This is a genomic window from Labrys sp. ALF-8 (assembly GCF_059699065.1).
The window spans coordinates 550,659-567,944 of the sequence record NZ_AP048538.1; the positions used below are offsets into that span (position 1 = coordinate 550,659).

12 protein-coding genes and 1 tRNA gene are annotated in these 17,286 nt (G+C 61.7%); 9 read left to right on the top strand and 4 right to left on the bottom strand.

Translation table 11 applies throughout. The features are described 5' to 3' along the window. Positions 1–161 precede the first annotated feature (161 nt). Positions 162–1,808 carry an arylsulfatase gene (locus AC6H34_RS22385; RefSeq protein WP_497540263.1) on the top strand — a complete coding sequence of 549 codons (1,647 nt, stop codon included), beginning with the start codon at positions 162–164 and terminating at the stop codon, positions 1,806–1,808. Positions 1,809–1,906: 98 nt separating this feature from the next. Further along, a complete protein-coding gene (locus tag AC6H34_RS22390; RefSeq protein WP_497540264.1) occupies positions 1,907–2,698 on the top strand; it encodes a hypothetical protein in 792 nt (263 codons plus the stop codon). A gap of 158 nt (positions 2,699–2,856) precedes the next feature. Here AC6H34_RS22390 and AC6H34_RS22395 read toward each other — a convergent pair. Further along, a tRNA-Pro gene (locus tag AC6H34_RS22395) sits at positions 2,857–2,934 on the bottom strand. Between the two features lie 326 nt (positions 2,935–3,260). On the opposite strand from AC6H34_RS22395, the gene AC6H34_RS22400 reads away from it, so the two are divergent. Next, positions 3,261–3,539 carry a YMGG-like glycine zipper-containing protein gene (locus AC6H34_RS22400; RefSeq protein ID WP_497540265.1) on the top strand — a complete coding sequence of 93 codons (279 nt, stop codon included), beginning with the start codon at positions 3,261–3,263 and terminating at the stop codon, positions 3,537–3,539. Positions 3,540–3,787: 248 nt separating this feature from the next. Here AC6H34_RS22400 and AC6H34_RS22405 read toward each other — a convergent pair whose 3' ends face one another. The 3 genes from AC6H34_RS22405 to cysG all read right to left on the bottom strand — a co-directional run bounded on the left by AC6H34_RS22405 (position 3,788) and on the right by cysG (position 6,763). After that, complete coding sequence (locus AC6H34_RS22405; protein WP_448147166.1) at positions 3,788–4,309, bottom strand: hypothetical protein; 522 nt, start codon at positions 4,307–4,309, stop codon at positions 3,788–3,790. Positions 4,310–4,921: 612 nt separating this feature from the next. Continuing rightward, on the bottom strand, positions 4,922–5,221 hold the full coding sequence (locus tag AC6H34_RS22410; RefSeq protein ID WP_448147167.1) for a hypothetical protein: 300 nt from the start codon (positions 5,219–5,221) through the stop codon (positions 4,922–4,924). Positions 5,222–5,347: 126 nt separating this feature from the next. Then, on the bottom strand, positions 5,348–6,763 hold the full coding sequence (gene cysG, locus AC6H34_RS22415; protein WP_497540266.1) for a siroheme synthase CysG: 1,416 nt from the start codon (positions 6,761–6,763) through the stop codon (positions 5,348–5,350). 813 nt (positions 6,764–7,576) lie between these two features. Here cysG and proS point away from each other — a divergent pair. The 6 genes from proS to AC6H34_RS22445 all read left to right on the top strand — a co-directional run bounded on the left by proS (position 7,577) and on the right by AC6H34_RS22445 (position 17,254). After that, a complete protein-coding gene (gene proS / locus AC6H34_RS22420; protein ID WP_448147169.1) occupies positions 7,577–8,896 on the top strand; it encodes a proline--tRNA ligase in 1,320 nt (439 codons plus the stop codon). A 224-nt stretch (positions 8,897–9,120) separates the two neighbouring features. Beyond that, positions 9,121–9,789, top strand: a complete 669-nt coding sequence (locus AC6H34_RS22425; RefSeq protein WP_497540267.1) for a dienelactone hydrolase family protein — start codon at positions 9,121–9,123, stop codon at positions 9,787–9,789. A 235-nt stretch (positions 9,790–10,024) separates the two neighbouring features. Beyond that, entirely contained in the window at positions 10,025–11,320 is a 1,296-nt protein-coding gene (locus AC6H34_RS22430; protein WP_497540268.1) for a lipoprotein-releasing ABC transporter permease subunit, read from the top strand. Positions 11,321–11,323: 3 nt separating this feature from the next. After that, positions 11,324–12,019, top strand: a complete 696-nt coding sequence (locus tag AC6H34_RS22435; RefSeq protein ID WP_448147172.1) for an ABC transporter ATP-binding protein — start codon at positions 11,324–11,326, stop codon at positions 12,017–12,019. A gap of 561 nt (positions 12,020–12,580) precedes the next feature. Further along, positions 12,581–16,051 (top strand): DNA polymerase III subunit alpha, encoded by a 3,471-nt coding sequence (dnaE, locus tag AC6H34_RS22440; RefSeq protein WP_448147173.1) that lies wholly within the window; start codon positions 12,581–12,583, stop codon positions 16,049–16,051. Between the two features lie 192 nt (positions 16,052–16,243). Beyond that, positions 16,244–17,254, top strand: coding sequence for a 30S ribosomal protein S2 (locus tag AC6H34_RS22445; protein WP_497540269.1), 1,011 nt, complete (start codon positions 16,244–16,246; stop codon positions 17,252–17,254). The last annotated feature ends 32 nt before the right edge of the window (positions 17,255–17,286 follow it).

Here is a 17,286-nt window from a genome sequence, read left to right on the forward strand (position 1 = left end):
AGCAATTTAAATTGCAATATAAGAGATGATGTATATTCTTAGTATTTTTACTCGACGTAAGCAATACCTTATAATTCTAGTGGTTATCTTGCAGGTCGCGTTTTATGAGAGTATACGCGCAATGCTAGTGCGAAGCTCGTAACTACAACACGGAGCTTGCCATGACCATTCGCTCAACAATATGTCGAGTTGGTAGTGCGTTAGCTGGAAGCTTCATCCTCGCCTCCACGGCCCTGGTTCCCGCTCAATCGCAGACCCCTTCACAACCCAATATCGTCGTCATAATGGGTGACGATATCGGCATGTGGAATATCGGTGCCTATAGCCGCGGTATGATGGCCGGCAGAACCCCCAACCTGGACAGGATTGCTCAAGAAGGCATGCTGTTCACCGACTACTACGCCGAGGCGAGTTGCACGGCGGGCCGGGCCAATTTCATCACCGGCGAACTGCCCATCCGAACCGGCATGACGACAGTCGGCCAGGCAGGGGCCGCTATCGGCCTGCCCGCGGAAGCGGTAACAACTGCGACCATCCTCAAGTCGATGGGCTATGCAACCGGCCAGTTCGGTAAGAACCATCTAGGCGACAAGAACGAATTCCTGCCGACGGTCCACGGCTTCGATGAGTTCTTTGGCTATCTCTATCACCTGGACGCGATGGAGGATCCCGCGCACCCCAACTACCCGCAGGATCTGCTGGACAAGGTCGGCCCGCGAAATATGGTTCACAGCTGGGCTGCGGATGTCGATGATTCCACAGAGATGCCGCGCTGGGGCAAGGTGGGCAAGCAGAAGATCGAGGATGCCGGCACGCTCTATCCCAAGCGGATGGAAACGGTCGATGATGAGATCCGCGACTTTGCCATCAGTTTCATGGACAAGGCGCACAAGGACGGCAAGCCGTTCTTTGTTTGGCTCAATCCGACCCGCATGCATATCGTGACGCATCTGTCGCCGAAGTATGAGGCGATGCGGAATTCCCAAAATGGCTGGTCGGAGGAAGAAGCGGGCATGGCCCAGCTCGACGACGACGTCGGCCTGGTCATGAAAAAGCTCACCGATATGGGTGTCGACGATAACACTATCGTCCTCTTCACCACCGACAACGGCACCGAAGTGTTTACCTGGCCCGACGGCGGCCAGACGCCGTTCGCCCAATCAAAGGGCACGGTTCTGGAAGGTGGCTTCCGCGTTCCGGCCCTCCTGCGCTGGCCGGGCCATGTGCCGGCGGGCTCAATCCAGAACGGGATTTTCTCGGGCCTCGACTGGCTGCCGACCTTTGTGGCGGCTGCCGGCAATCCCAATGTCACGGACGAGTTGCTGAAGGGGAAGACGATTGGTGACCGCACGTACAAGAACCACCTGGACGGCTACAATCAGTTGGATGCCATCACCGGGAAGGGGCCATCGGTGCGCCACGAGATTTTCTACCTCGGCGAGAGTACCGTCGGCGCCGTACGCATCGATGACTACAAGTTCCGGTTCATCGACCAGCCCGCAGGCTGGGTAGGCGAGAAGACCCACCCGGACATACCCATCATAACCAACCTGCGGCTTGACCCGTTCGAGCGGACAGGCTGGCCGAACAACGGAACCAAGGACGGCGCGCAGCAATATTTCGATTGGTTCAAGTACCAGTTCTGGCGCTTCGTCTTCGTCCAACAGGTCGTCGGCAAGGAGCTTCAGACCTTCATCGAGTACCCGCCGATGCAGAGGGGGGCGAGCTTCAACCTCGACGCCGTCAAAGCCGAGATGGCAAAGCGCATGGCGGAGGCCGAAGCCGCAGCAAAGGGCCCCGGGAATTAGCAGGGAAGAGCAGGGCGGCGGCTAGCCATGCCCAGGCTGGCCGCCACTCTCGAACCGTCGGCCTTCCTGGTGGCCTTGCATAAAAGGGGAGAATTCGTGTGCGCTTGTTCTGGTTCTTAGCCGTAGCCCTTCTGAACAGCGGGATATCGGTCACGCCTGTTGCCGCGGCCGACCTCGTTCAACCCATCGTGCCGCCCCCTCTGGTCATCACCAACGAGTGGAAGTTCCAGGCAACTCTCTATGGCTGGGCGACGGCTCTGAATGGGAAGGTGGGCGTGCGCGGGCTGCGGCCGGTCAATGTCAACGTCAGTTTCTCCGACATCCTGAAGAACCTGGATGGCGCCGTGATGGGGTCGTTCTACGCCTCCAACGGCAAATGGATGGTGCTCACCGACGTCATATTCGCCAAGCTTTCCGATCGCGTCGATGTCGGTCCATTTGGTGGCTCGGTCAAGTTCGAGCAGAAGCAGGCCATAGTCCAGGGCGCAGTCGGCTACGCGTTACCCCTTGGTATTCCCAATCTGCAACTCGGCCCCACCGTGGGAGTGCGCTACAATTACCTCGACGCGAAGGTCGAGATAAATCCGGCGCTCATCCCGGTCAGCGCCCAACGGCAGGGCTCCAAGAACTGGGCGGATCCCACAATCGGTCTCTCGATGCACTACGACATCAATGATCGCTGGTTCGTGAACGCGCTGGCCGATATCGGCGGCTTCGGTGTCGGGTCGAAGCTGACCTCGCAGGGCTTCGTATCGCTGGGTTATATGTGGACGAAGAACGTATCGACCGCGATCGGTTATCGAGTGATCTATACCGACTACAAGGATGGTGGCTTCGTCTACGACACCACCCAGCAGGGGCTCTTCACCAGCCTGGCTTTTCATTTCTGAGCGTATTCGAGGGCGATTCGGCGGCCGGTGAGATGGGGCGCCAGGAGAACCGATGTCGGGGGTATTCCATTCCCGACGGCGCCATTTCAGGCGCCTACTCACTCCAAGTCTCTATCGGCAAGGCTTGGGGGAACACTCTGAGATTTTGATTTTGAAAATGGTCGGAGCGAGAGGATTTGAACCTCCGACCCCTAGTCCCCCAGACTAGTGCGCTAACCGGGCTGCGCTACGCTCCGACGCTCATTGAGCGTTGTCCCAATAGGAAAATTCGCTCTTGCGCGCAAGCACTGATTTCAGTTTCGCAGAACATAAAAGACGCGGCATGCTCCGTGCGGGACCCTCGGCGACGGAAAAGTCCCGATCCATGTTCGCGGATCGATGTCGGGTCGATCCGTCTGGGAGGAGATCGTCGTGGCGAGGGTGGCTGGCTTCGCGCCCGGCGGTAACTTTTCCTGGAGCGACGGTGGAATTTGATGGAAAGACAATATCCCAGGTCTTGGGAACATGTATAGTTCGCCGTCGGCTAGCTTGATGGTCTCGCTATCCGCGGGGAATTGTTTCGATGCTCAAAAATATCCTCGTAATTTGCAGCGTGGCACTTCTGCTCGCTGCTTGCGCGAACGCACGAGACACTCGCATGGCCAAGGGCGCAGTCATAGGCGGCGCCGGCGGTGCTCTCATCGGCGGTATCGCGAGCCACTCCGCGGGAGGAGCAGTGGTCGGTGGCGTGGTCGGTGCCGCAGCGGGCGCCATCGTCGCGGATGCGACCAGGCCCAGGCACCGTGGAACTCGGTGCCATTACAGCAGCGTGCTCAACAAGCGGGTTTGCTCCTACAAGTAAGGCCGCAGATGGCAAGCGGCCGAACCGGCGCCGCTTGCCCATGGCCCCTATAGGTGAGGCGCCATCTGCTGGTTGTGTGTCAAGATAGACATCAACCAGAAATAGAGCGGAAACGCTGACCGGCATATTCTCATATGCGCTCCTGGCTGTAGCCAGCGCGCACGGAGGTCCGGTTCCATGTCAACACGTGGAGTGCCCCCCAAGCTCACCGGGCCTCCCCTCATCATTCGTACAGGTGACGTCTGGCTTTATCCGGCCGGAGAGTCCCTCGCGGCCTGGGCCTGCTTGCCAGCCTGAGATACGCTGCCGATCCGAGCTCCGCTGACGCGCCACCGCCGCCTTCGATTCTCGATCGGCGTCATCCCGCCCACGCGTGACTGGCCGGTCGGAGGGGGACTGCTTTCCTGCGGTTTGAGGGCAAGCGCTCGCCGGGCCGCGTCCTTCAGGGCCTCATGGGCGACGAAGGCCTGGCGACGGGCAACTTCCCTGTTCAGCCGTTTGGCCGCGCCGGCGAAGACCTGCTTTCGTCTGGACGGTTGATTCACATTGCCCGGAAAGCTACCGCCCCTTGTCTCGGCCTTCCCACGGATGCTGCGACGCATCTGACGGGCCAGAGACCTTTCCTTGTCCTGCCAGTCACGGACACGCCGCAGAGTTTCGCTCAACCCCTTGTCGTCGAGGTCGATCAGGGCCGGAAAATGCGTGCGGGCAATGACTTCCCGTTCGTCCTGCTTCAGGAGCGAGTTTTCACTCTTGGTGGATAGGGTCATCCGTCTCCTCCGTGAGATTCTCGTCGATCGCTTGCAGCTCCAAGGCTCATCGCCCCGGGGCCACGGCGGCATGTGCGATTTTAATAGGGGAGTCTGGCCGTTGCCCGGAGTATCCCATCAGCGCCGACGCCAGTGCAATCCCTGCAAGGATTCCCACGACGCCGATAGCGAAGCTGAACTGTCGTTCGGCATCCTCCCTTGATATGAGGCGTCCACGGTTGGGGGCGGTGAAATCCAGGCGCGTTTCGTTCGACATGTTTGGCTCGCGAAGGCCGTCCCGGCAGATGCCTCAACCTCTGCCCGGTTGGTGCGGTGTGCCGTCCTGCGGACTGCGCCGCTTGGCATGGGAATGATCGCAGCGAAGGTAGGGCAATCGAGAAACCGCGGCCATCCGGCGAATCCGACAGTCTGTCTTCGGTCGGGTTGTCCGGAGTAAATGCGGTCAGGTCGAACCGATCATCCGGATCGACATGCAGAAATCAGGAGCATTTTGCGATTCAGGGTGATTCTGTCTGGAAGCGAAATGCGCCGGTTTTTTCGAATGTCAGGAAAAGACCCGGCAGGCATTGAACCTGCCGGGCTGCTCAATTCGTTCAGGTAGAACCCGAACGTTCAGTAGCGGGGATGGCAATAGCCGCCGCGCGGACCGAGATAGGTGCCACGGGGGCACACGCGGCCATAGCCGCTGCGGTTGGCGGGGATGGCGCCGCCATAGCGGTAGTCGGGACGATATACGGCAACGCAGCGGCCCCATTTGTTGGGCGCGTACCCACGGGGACAACCATAGGCGATGTCCTGCACCAGCCCTGCATCGGCGCTTGCGCCGCGAGCGGCCGTCATCGCGGAGGAAGCTGCGGGCATCGCGGCCAGGCCCATGGTCCCAAACAGGGCCGCGATAAGAATTTTCTTCATTGGGAAGCTCCAGTCCGGTTCTTGCCGGTGCAGGAACCTGCCACCTAAAGGTGCATGGGAATCACAAGGGAATATGAAGGTTCTCCGCGGAGCGGGGCGTCCCGTCGCGACGTGTTCCGGAAGGGCTCAGGGAGCCGCTTCCGACATAGCCCAGCCGAGCAGGATGATGCACGGGCCGTCCAGTTCCTGCGCTGCAAAGACCGATCCCATTTCGGCTATGGTCGTGTGAAAACGCCTCTCGCGCGCATGCGTGGCATATTCCACGATGATGGCGGGCGTGTCCGGCGCCATGCCTGCAGCGAGCAGGTTGGAGGAAACCTGGCCGACCACGAGCTTTCCCATATAGATGGCGGTGGTGGCCGCGGGATCAGCGAGAGCCTTCCAGTCGAGATCGTCGGGCAGCTTGCCGTTCCTGGCATGTGCCGTGATGTATTGCAGGCGCCGCGCGTGATCGCGATGCGTGAGAGACACCTCGAGGCTTGCCGCCGCCCCGGAGGCCGCGGTGATGCCGGGGATGACTTCGACGGGAATGCCGGCGGCACGACAGGCGGCGATTTCCTCGCCGGCGCGACCGAAGATCAGCGGATCGCCGCCCTTCAGGCGCACCACACGCTTGCCCTCGCGGGCGAGGGAGACCATGAGCGCATTGATGTCGTCCTGCTTGCAGGAGGGACGGTGGCCGCGCTTGCCGGTGATGATGCGCTCGGCCTCACGCCGCGCGAAGTCCAGCACATCCTGCGACACGAGGTCGTCATGCAGGATGACGTCGGCCGACTGGAGCGCGCGCACGGCCTTGAGCGTGAGCAGTTCCGGATCGCCCGGCCCGGCGCCGACGAGGGTGACGCTGCCTTGGGGCGGCGTCTCGGCCTGCTGGTCGATCGAGGCTAGGAAGGCGGCGCGGTCCGTCTCGTCCGGGACATGGTCGGGCTTGCGGAAGGCGGCGCCGACGAAACGATCCCAGATCTCGCGACGGGCTTGCAGGGAGAGATCGCGGGCCTGGACCAGCGGACGCCAGTTGCGTGCGGCCTCGGCCCATTTCTGGAAGCCTGCCGGCAGCAGCATCTCGATCCGCGTCCGAATCGCCTGGCCGAACACGGGAACGGCGCCGTCCGTGGAAATACCGACCACCAGAGGCGAACGGTTGACGATGGAACCGAACTGGAAGTCGCAGAACGCCGGCCGATCCACGATGTTGATCGGCACGCCGGCCTTGCGAGCGTAAGAAGATAGCCTGCCGGCCTCCGCTTCGTCGGCGACGTCGGCAACGACGATGGCGACGTCCGCAAGATCCCCCTCCTGCCAGTCGCGGGCGAGGTGCGCGATCCGCATATCGTCACGGCTGCGAATTTCGGCAAGCGCGGGGTCCGCGAGGGGAGCGATCACGGTGACATGGGCTCCCGTGGAGGCCAGGAGCTCGGCCTTCCAGGTGGCGCTTCGCGTCGCGCCGATCACAAGAACCTTTTTGCCGGAGAGGCGATAGAACACCGGCAGCACGGCGAGGGGCGCGATGCGCGCGGGTTGCGAGATAGGGTTACGACTCATCGGTCACGGGCTCAACGTGCTCATTTTCCTGGGGAAGGCGCCGATAACTGCTGCCTGCCGACCTCAGTCTTGCCGCACGTCACACAGCAGACAAAAACTAATGCAATTCGAACGGGCAGACAATCAACGATGCTCGACCTATGCCAGCCACGAGGAACATGCCAACGTGTCCGAACTCTACGAAAGGCCTTTCAGAGGAGGCCGGCTCTGCGCACGGAAAAAAAGCGAGGCCCTTTCGAGCCTCGCTTTATTCTAGACCTCGTCCTAACCCATCTTCCCGGAACTTCCTTCACGCATCTTTGTGCTGTTTGAAGTGGCGGGACGGCTGCTCGACTCAGTTGGTTTAACTGGCGGCGCCTGCGGGCTTCCTCCCAAGACTTGGACCCTGACTTCCTGTTGCTCATTTGCGAGCTTTGGATGCCCTGTCGTTGACGGACTGGACGCTAGACGAAGTTTTTTTGCTTGTCACGTCTTTGTGCATCAATCCGCACAAAATTAATATCTTTGCTTAAAATTTGTGCGCGTCACTTCCCTGGGCGGGATGTCCAAACGCGAATGGACAAATCTTAGGCAGATGGATTTTTCGCCTTATCTCTCCCGCAAAACCAGTGAAAATGTCAGTTTTTCGAGCTGATCCCTTGTTTTTTCCTGCCCGATCAGGTCAATTTGCCGCCCGCTTGTGGGCAGGTCGTTTTGTCCGATGCGCGTCGCGACCGACGGAATCGCGACGGCGTGCCGGGTCACCGTTTTGCCACATCGTTTTACTGGGGCTTTCGAAATTGAGGCCCGCATGTTCTTGAGAAGGTCTGCCCGATGCGTCTGAGCCGTTATTTCCTGCCCATCCTGCGTGAGACGCCCAAGGAAGCGGAGGTCGTTTCCCATCGTCTGATGCTTCGTGCGGGCATGATCCGCCAGGAATCGGCCGGCATCTATGCCCTTCTGCCACTCGGTCTGCGCGTGGTGAACAAGATCAACGCCATCATCCGCGAGGAACAGAATCGCTCGGGCGCCGTCGAACTGCTGATGCCCACCATCCAGTCCGCCGATCTGTGGCGAGAGAGCGGCCGCTATGACGACTACGGCAAGGAGATGCTGCGCATCAAGGATCGCCAGGATCGCGAGATGCTCTACGGGCCGACCAATGAGGAGATGATCACGGAGATCTTCCGCGCCTATGTGCGCAGCTACAAGGATCTTCCGCTAAACCTCTACCACATCCAGTGGAAGTTCCGTGACGAGATCCGTCCGCGTTTCGGGCTGATGCGCGGGCGCGAATTCCTGATGAAGGACGCGTATTCCTTCGATCTCGACCAGGCCGGCGCACAGCATTCCTACAACAAGATGTTCGTGGCCTATCTGCGCACCTTCGCGCGTCTCGGCCTGACGGCCATTCCCATGGTGGCCGACACCGGGCCGATCGGCGGCAACCTCAGCCACGAGTTCATTATCCTGGCGTCGACAGGCGAAAGCGAGGTGTTCTGCCATCGCGACTATCTTTCGATGGAACCCCCGGCGGCCGGCACCGATTTCGATGATGGAGCCGGCCTCCAGAAGATCGTCGATCGCTGGACATCCCTCTATGCCGCCACCGAAGAAAAACACGACGCGGCTGCCTTCGACGCGCTGCCCGTCGACAAGCGGGTCTCGGCCCGCGGCATCGAGGTGGGCCATATCTTCTACTTCGGCACCAAATATTCGAATCCGATGAAGGCGGTGGTGGCCGGGCCGGACGGCTCCTTGGTTCCCGTGCATGGTGGGTCCTACGGCATCGGGCCGACGCGCGTCGCCGCGGCCGCCATCGAAGCGAACCATGACGAAGCCGGTATCATCTGGCCGGAGGCCATCGCTCCCTTCAAGGTCGGCCTGATCAATCTCAAGCCCGGCGACAGCGCTGTGGACGCTGCCTGCGGCGATCTCTACCTCCAGCTTGGCGCCAAGGGCGTGGACGTGCTGCTCGACGATACCGACGAGCGTCCGGGCGGCAAGTTCGCCAAGATGGATCTGATCGGCTTGCCCTGGCAGGTCATCGTCGGGCCGAAGGGCCTTGCGGAAGGCAAGGTCGAGGTGAAGAACCGGCGCACCGGCGAAAGGCAGACGATCACGCCGGCGGATGCGCTCGCCTTGCTGTCGTGACGGCGCCCGTTCATCGAATTCCTGAATCCTGCAATCTGTCGGGGAGGGCCGCGCCACAGGCGGCCCTCCCTTTTTTGTTCAAGCGATTGTGACCCTGGGATTCGCCAATCCGGTTTGCCTTGGATGGTCGGCCCTCGCTAATCGGTGCGGACCTGCTTGCCGTACCAGGCTCATCCGCCATTTCGTTCTCGCTTTCAACGCCTGTCCCCATAGGGAGAATTTTCATGACCAAAGCACAGTGGATCAAGCTGAAGGCCGCTGACGGCGTCGAGATCAGCGCCTATGAAGTGCTGCCGGACGGGCCTGCCCGTGGTGGGCTGGTGGTGATCCAGGAGATCTTCGGCGTGAACGGCCACATCCGCCGCGTCGCTGAAAGCTATGCCGCCGATGGCTTTCACGTTATTGCACCGGCGATCTTCGACCGGGCGGAACCGGGTTTCGAAGTCGGTTACGATGACGCGGGCCGCAGCAGGGGTATTGCGCTGATGCAGAAGGTCTCGGCGACAGATTCGATGCAGGATATCGCCGCCGCCGTCGACCTGCTCAAGAAGGAGGGCAAGGTCGGCATCATCGGTTATTGCCTGGGTGGGACCTATGCTTGGCTCGCGGCATCGCAACTGCCGGTCGATGCGGCGGTCGTCTACTATGGCGGTGGCATCGGGCGTTATTCCGACCGCAAGCCGGATGTGCCGGTGCAGGGACATTTCGGATTGCTCGATACGCATATCCCGCAATCCGATCTCGCCAAGGTGCGGGTCTATCCCAACGTCGAGCTCTTTACCTACCAGGCCGACCATGGCTTCAATTGCGACGAGCGCTCGTCCTATGAACCGGCCAGTGCCTCGCAAGCGCGCGAGCGCGCACTTGGATTCCTGCACGCCGAGATCGGTTGATTTTTTCCTGTAAAATTAGAAAACCTCTTCAGCATTTTGATATTGAAGAGGTTTTTGTGATTTACGGGCTTTGTCGCGTGGCCTTCTTGGCGCAAAAAGCCGTGGCAAAGATGGTTATGGTTGTATTTTTGCCGTGCAAACGCCGCGATTCTCGCGGACTAAGGGTTCGAGGTCCATTCGCCGGCTTCGGCTTTGGTCGTCGGCACCGGACCCTCAGTTTCCCGCCTGGAACCCTATGAACGCGTCCACTCCAGCCATCAAATCGTCGGAACCTACAGGAACGGCCCCCTTTTCCGCGTTCGAGTGGATGGTGGCGATGCGCTATCTCTTGCCGCACCGCAAGGGTGGTTTTGCTTCGCTGATCGCCGCCGTTTCCTTCCTGTGCTTCGTGCTGGGCGTTGCCACCCTCGTGATCGTCATGTCGGTTATGAACGGCTTCCGGGTGGAATTGCAGTCCAAGATCCTCGGTTTCAGCGGGCATGTCATCGTGACGCCCTACCAGACGCCGCTCAATGATTTCGCGGCCGTGACCGAACGTATCGGCAAGGTGCCCGGGGTCAAGCTTGCGGTTCCCTTCGTGGAGGGGCAGGTCCTGGTGTCCTCGCCTTTCTCGGCGAGCGGCGCGGTGGTGCATGGCATGAGGCTGGAGGACATTCAGAAGATGCCCGGGCTGGCCTCCAATATAAAGGACGGCAAGCTCGACAATTTCGATCAGGGTCAAGGCGTGATCATCGGCACGAGGCTGGCGCAAGCGCTCGGCCTGCAGATCGGGGACGGCATCACCCTGATCTCACCGAAGGGCGACGTAACGGCCTTCGGCACCACGCCTCGCATAAAGGTCTATCCGGTGGTGGCGACGTTCGAAGTCGGCATGTCGGATATCGACTCGGCCTTCGTCATCATGCCCCTGCAGGAATCCCAGGCCTATTTCAGCCGGGACGGCGATGTGACGGGCATCGAAGTCTATGTCGACGATCCCGATCACGTGCAGTCCATCGGGGAGGCGATCCAGAAGGCGGCCGAGCGTCCGGTCACCCTCACGGATTGGCGTCAGCGCAATACGGCCTTCTTCACGGCGCTGCAGGTCGAGCGAAATGTGATGTTCATGATCCTGCTGCTGCTGGTCATCATGGCGGCCCTCGGCGTGGTTTCCAGCATGGCGATGCTGGTCCAGTCGAAGCAGACGGATATCGCGATCATGCGCACCATGGGGGCGACGCGCGGCGCGATGATGCGCATCTTCTTCATCACGGGAATGTCCATCGGCATCATCGGGACGGCCTGCGGCCTCGTCGTCGGTCTGGTGTTCTGCCGCTACATCGAGAATATCCAGGAGTTCATTTCCTGGATTTCGAATACGCAGGTCTTCAATTCGGAGATCTACTTCCTGTCGCGCCTGCCGGCGAAGACCGATCCGACCGAAGTCGTGATTGTGGTCATCACCACGCTCGTCCTCTGCTTCCTGGCCACGCTCTATCCGTCATGGCGGGCGGCGCGGCTCGATCCCGTCGAAGCGCTGCGGGGGGCTTGAGACATGGCGATGCCTGAAGCCGTCCCGGCGCTCGAACTGATCGATGTGCAGCGCAGCTATCAGCAGGGCCCTTCGGAACTGCGGATCCTGCGCGGCGTCAACCTCACCGTGATGCCCGGCCAGTCCGTGGCGCTGATCGCTCCGTCCGGCGTCGGCAAGTCTACGCTCCTGCATACCGCAGGCCTGCTCGAAAAGCCGAACGGCGGGGAGGTCGTGGTCTCGGGCCAACCCACCAGCGATCTCAATGACGCCGGCCGCACCAGGCTGCGCCGGAACGCCATCGGCTTCGTCTATCAGTTCCATCATCTCCAGCCGGAATTCTCCGCGCTGGAGAACGTCATCCTGCCGCAGATGATCCGGGGCCTTTCCCGTAGCGAGGCGCGCCGGCGAGGCGAGGAACTCCTGACCTTCCTGGGCCTCGGGGAGCGTTTCGGGCATCGGCCGAACGAACTGTCCGGCGGCGAGCAGCAGCGCGTGGCGATTGCCCGCGCGGTGGCGAATGCGCCTCACCTGATCTTGGCCGACGAGCCGACCGGAAACCTGGACCCCGGCACATCGGACCATGTCTTCGGCACGCTTACGGCGCTGGTGAGGGCTTCGGGGCTGGCCGCCCTGATCGCCACGCACAATCTCGATCTCGCTGCGCGGATGGACCGCCGCGTCACCCTGCAGGATGGGCGGATCGTCGAACTGGATTGAGCAGGTCCGGTTGGGGGCGGGGCCGTTCCGAAAGCCTCTTGGCCGTATGGTAAACGCCGGCGGCGCCCCGGTCCCGGTTGAACCGGCCCCACTATCAGGCTCTTGAAATTCCTGGAGAATCCACTGCTGCGAGAACCATGTTCGTTCTTGGTCTGCGCTCATTCCGTGCAACAAAGCGGAACAGAAGCGCGACGCAAGATGGCAGTTCGGCGACGCAGTGCTTGACGTAGAACAAAACATGAACATACGATGGGGATATCAAAGAGGAGGACGCAATGTTCGTTCGTTTTGCCGAAGATCTCGCCGCCATCACCTCGATGGGTCTCTTCCTGATCATGATTGCCATGTGGACCGGCTTCCTGAGCGGTATTTGATCCCCAGTTTTCCACACTTATCCACAGGCATTCAACAGGCGGTTGCCCGATATGTGGCGGCGATCGGGCTGCCGGGGAGGGGGCGAAATGTTCCCTATGGCCGCCGCCCGGTTTGCCATAGATGGTTGATCGACAGAGGGTGATGAGTCGTTCCCCTCGGGTCGGAGCAGCGGCGAGCGGAGGCATCATGGCAGAGGGCAAGGCGGCAGGCGGACCTGGATTCGTGCATCTGCATGTGCGCTCGTCCTATTCCTTGCTCGAAGGCGCCATGAAGGTCCCGAAGATCGCCGACCTCGCAAAGGCCGATGGCATGCCGGCGGTCGCTTTAACCGACGTCAACAATCTGTTCGGTGCGCTGGAGTTTTCGGAGAAACTTGCGGGCAGCGGGATTCAGCCGATCATGGGCATTTCGCTTGCCGTCAACTTCGCTGATCGCGACGATTCCTCTGACCGTCGCCCCCTGCACCAGCGGCGCCTGCCCCGCATGGTGCTGCTGGCCCAGAACGAGGAGGGCTATGGCCACCTGATGGCGCTGTCCTCCCATAGCTACACGGATCCGGCCAACGGGGAGGAGCCCCATGTGTCGGTGGAGCGGCTGGCGGAATTGGGCGGTGGCCTGATCGTGTTGACGGGAGGTCCCTCGGGAGCGCTCGACATGGCTCTGCGCGAGGGTCTCGACGATCTGGCCCGCACGCGGCTGCAGCGCCTTGCCGATCTTTTCGGCGACCGGCTCTATGTCGAGGTACAGCGCCACGATACGCCGGAGGAACAGCAGATCGAGGCGCCGCTGATCGAGCTCGCCTATGCCGCAGACATACCGATCGTTGCCACCAACGAGGTCTACTTCGCCGCACGAGGGGATCATGAATCACACGATGCCCTCCTGGCCATTGCGGAAGGGCGCATCCTGGCCGAGGGCGATCGTCGCAAGGTGACGGCGCATCACTACTTCAAGACGCGCAACGAGATGATATCCTTATTCAAGGATATTCCGGAAGCAATTGAAAATACACTCGAAGTCGCCAGGCGCTGCGCCTTTCGTGTCCGGACGCGCAAGCCGATCCTGCCACGTTTCTCGACGGGTTCGGACGAGACCGGACAGCCCGTGGACGAGGCGGTGGAACTGCGCCGCCAGGCGGAGGAGGGCCTGCGCGCTCGGCTTGCGGCCCATGGCCCGGCGGAAGGCCACACCGAGGAAAGCTACGCCAAGCGACTGGAATTCGAGCTCTCGATCATCGAGCGCATGAAGTTTCCCGGCTACTTCCTTATCGTGTCTGACTTTATCAAGCACGCCAAGTCGAAGGGCATCCCGGTGGGCCCGGGCCGTGGCTCGGGCGCGGGTTCGCTCGTCGCCTATGCGCTTACGATCACCGATCTCGACCCGCTGCGTTTCAGCCTGCTGTTCGAGCGCTTCCTCAATCCCGAGCGTATCTCGATGCCGGACTTCGACATCGACTTCTGCCAGGAGCGCCGGGACGAGGTCATTCGCTACGTGCAGGAAAAGTATGGCGAGGATCGCGTCGCGCAGATCATCACCTTCGGTTCCCTCCAGGCGCGCGGCGTGCTGCGCGACGTCGGGCGGACGCTCGAGATGGGCTACAACCAGGTCGACAAGCTCTGCAAGCTGGTGCCTCAGAACCCGGCCAATCCGGTCACGCTGGCCAAGGCTATCGAGGACGAGCCCAAGCTGCGTGAATCCGCCAAGGACGATCCGACGGTCGAGCGCCTGCTGACCATCGCCCAGAAGCTCGAAGGTCTCTATCGCCACGCCTCCACGCACGCGGCCGGCGTCGTGATCGGCGACAGGCCCCTGGTGGAGCTCGTGCCGCTGTATCACGACCCCAAGACGGCGATGCCGATGCCGGCGACGCAGTTCAACATGAAGTGGGTGGAGCAGGCCGGTCTGGTGAAGTTCGACTTCCTCGGCCTCAAGACGCTCACCGTGCTGCAGCGCGCGTTGATGTTCATCGCTCAGCGCGGCATCAGGCTCGATCTCGCCAGCGTGCCGCTGGATGACGTGAAGAGCTACGAGATGCTCGGGCGCGGCGAGACGGTCGGCGTGTTCCAGGTTGAAAGCGCGGGCATGCGCAAGGCCCTGCTCGACATGAATGCCGACCGTTTCGAGGACATCATCGCCCTCGTGGCGCTCTATCGCCCGGGCCCGATGGCGAACATTCCCGTCTACAACGCCCGCAAGAAGGGGCTGGAAGAGCCCGACTACATGCTCGATCAGCTGAAGCCGGCGCTCGAGGAGACCTATGGCGTCATCATCTACCAGGAGCAGGTGATGCAGATCGCACAGATCCTCTCCGGCTACACGCTGGGCGAGGCCGACATGCTGCGCCGCGCCATGGGCAAGAAGATCAAGGCGGAAATGGACGCGCAGCGCGCGCGCTTCGTCGAGGGCGCGGTGGAGCGCGGGACCAAGAAGGCCAAGGCCGACGAGATCTTCGATTATCTCGCGAAGTTCGCGGACTACGGCTTCAACAAGAGCCATGCCGCCGCCTATGCGCTCGTCTCCTATCACACGGCCTATCTGAAGGCGAACTACGCGGTAGAGTTCCTTGCGGCGTCGATGTCTCTGGATATCTCGAACACCGACAAGCTCAACGAATTCCGCCTGGAGGCGCGCCGCCTCGGCATCAAGGTCGAGCCGCCGTCCATCAATCGTTCAGGCCCCGATTTCGAGGTACATGACGGCGCCATCCGCTACGCGCTGGGCGCGATCAAGGGGGTGGGCCTTGCCGCCATGCAGCGCCTCGTCGAGATCCGGGGCGACCAACCCTTCTTCGATCTCGGCGATTTTGCCCGCCGTATCGATCCCAAGGCCATCAACAAGCGCATCCTCGAGAGCCTCGCGGCAGCCGGCGCCTTCGACGAGTTCGATCGCGATCGCGCCCGCGTAACGGCGTCGATCGACGGCATCATGGCACAGGCCCAGCGCTCCCATGCCGAAAAGAGCGGCGGACAGGCCGACATGTTCGGCTCCGCCTCGGCGCCTGAGCCGTTGAAGGGTACCGTCGTGGAGGCCTGGGAGCCTTCGGATCGCCTCCAGCGCGAGTTCGACGCGATCGGCTTCTTCCTGTCGGGCCATCCGCTCGATGCGTATGCTACGTCGCTGGAGCGCCTCCAGGTTCCTTCCTGGGTCCAATTCACGCAGAAGGTGAAGCAGGGGGCGACGGCCGGACGTCTCGCAGCGACGGTACTGTCGCGCTCCGAACGCAAAACACGCACCGGTTCCAAGATGGGCGTGATCATGCTTTCGGACTCATCAGGCCAATTCGAGGCTGTGATCTTCTCCGAGGGACTTGCCCAGTACCGTGACCTGCTGGAGCCCGGCACGGCTGTGCTGATCGCGGTCCAGGCGGCGCACGAGGGCGATGACGTGCGCATCCGTATCGTCACCGCGGAGCGGCTGGATGTGGCCACGGCCAAGACCCAGCGCGGCATCAAGGTCTTCCTGCAGGGCGACCAGGCGCTCGATTCGGTCGCCAAGCGGCTGGGAACGCGCGGCGAGGGCGAGGTCTTCCTGATCCTGCAGATCGAGGATGGCCAGCGCGAGGTGGAGCTGAAATTGCCGGGCCGTTATCTCGTCACGCCGCAGATCGCTGGCGCGATCAAGGCGATACCGGGCGTGGCGACGGTGCAGCAGATGTAGCCTGGGAATGTCCGCCTTCCCCGGATTTCCACTTGCTTATTCGCCCCCACCCCCTTATAGACCCGCCCATTCCACACGCGGACGAAGCGGCCATGCCGCTCCGGTGCCGTGTTTTGTTCTGTCTGCGATAGTGCAGCAGGGCAGGCACGGTGGATGTCCGCGGAGGCTTATCAAACCGGAGTTACAACTCTCATGGCAATACCCGATTTCTCCATGCGCCAGCTTCTCGAAGCCGGTGCCCACTTCGGCCATCAGTCGCACCGCTGGAACCCCAAGATGGGGCCCTATCTGTTCGGTGTTCGCAACGGCATCCACATCATCGACCTCGCCCAGACGGTTCCGGCTTTCCACCGCGCCCTGCAGGCGGTGTCCGACACCGTGGCTCGCGGCGGTCGCGTGCTTTTCGTGGGCACCAAGCGCCAGGCTCAGGATGCGGTCGCCGATGCGGCCCGCCGTTCGGCCCAGTATTATGTGAATTCCCGCTGGCTCGGCGGCACGCTGACCAACTGGAAGACGATCTCCAACTCGATCCAGCGTCTGCGCAAGCTCGACGAGCTGCTCTCCGGCGGCGCCCAGCAGGGCTACACCAAGAAGGAGCGTCTCGACCTTACCCGCGAGCGTGACAAGCTCGAGCGCGCCCTCGGCGGTATCAAGGACATGGGCGGCACGCCCGACCTGATCTTCATCATCGATACCAACAAGGAAGACATCGCGATCAAGGAAGCCCGGCGCCTGAACATTCCGGTGGCCGCGGTCCTCGACTCGAACTCCGACCCGGACGGCATCACTTATCCGATCCCGGCCAATGACGACGCCGGCCGCGCCTTGTCGCTGTACTGCGACCTGGTCGCTCGTGCGGCGCTCGATGGCATTTCCCGCGCCCATGGCGAACTGGGTCTGGATGTCGGTGCCGAGGAAGCTCCGCTGGTCGAGGAACTGCCGGCTGGCGAAGACTATGCCTCCAGCGAAGCTTTCGAGTTGCTCTCGGCTCCCCGCGGCGCTCCCGATGACTTGTCCAAGCTGACCGGTGTCGGCCCGCAGCTCGAGAAGAAGCTGAACGAGGGCGGCCTCTATCATTACTGGCAGTTCGCGGCCATGACGCCGGAAGACGTCGCCAAGGTCGATGCCGAACTCAAGCTCAATGGCCGCATCGAGCGTGACGGTTGGGTGGAACTCGCCCGCAACCTCGTCACCGGCGCCTGAGATCGAAGGGCTGCAATTTTCTCGCAGCCTGT

Excerpts from the sequence above, each read along its gene's own strand:
- AC6H34_RS22385 (WP_497540263.1), top strand. The coding sequence starts at position 162 with ATGACCATTCGCTCAACAATATGTCGAGTTGGTAGTGCGTTAGCTGGA.
- AC6H34_RS22400 (WP_497540265.1), top strand. The coding sequence starts at position 3,261 with ATGCTCAAAAATATCCTCGTAATTTGCAGCGTGGCACTTCTGCTCGCT.
- AC6H34_RS22405 (WP_448147166.1), bottom strand. The coding sequence starts at position 4,309 with ATGACCCTATCCACCAAGAGTGAAAACTCGCTCCTGAAGCAGGACGAA.
- AC6H34_RS22410 (WP_448147167.1), bottom strand. The coding sequence starts at position 5,221 with ATGAAGAAAATTCTTATCGCGGCCCTGTTTGGGACCATGGGCCTGGCC.
- cysG (WP_497540266.1), bottom strand. The coding sequence starts at position 6,763 with ATGAGTCGTAACCCTATCTCGCAACCCGCGCGCATCGCGCCCCTCGCC.
- proS (WP_448147169.1), top strand. The coding sequence starts at position 7,577 with ATGCGTCTGAGCCGTTATTTCCTGCCCATCCTGCGTGAGACGCCCAAG.
- AC6H34_RS22425 (WP_497540267.1), top strand. The coding sequence starts at position 9,121 with ATGACCAAAGCACAGTGGATCAAGCTGAAGGCCGCTGACGGCGTCGAG.
- AC6H34_RS22430 (WP_497540268.1), top strand. The coding sequence starts at position 10,025 with ATGAACGCGTCCACTCCAGCCATCAAATCGTCGGAACCTACAGGAACG.
- AC6H34_RS22435 (WP_448147172.1), top strand. The coding sequence starts at position 11,324 with ATGGCGATGCCTGAAGCCGTCCCGGCGCTCGAACTGATCGATGTGCAG.
- dnaE (WP_448147173.1), top strand. The coding sequence starts at position 12,581 with ATGGCAGAGGGCAAGGCGGCAGGCGGACCTGGATTCGTGCATCTGCAT.
- AC6H34_RS22445 (WP_497540269.1), top strand. The coding sequence starts at position 16,244 with ATGGCAATACCCGATTTCTCCATGCGCCAGCTTCTCGAAGCCGGTGCC.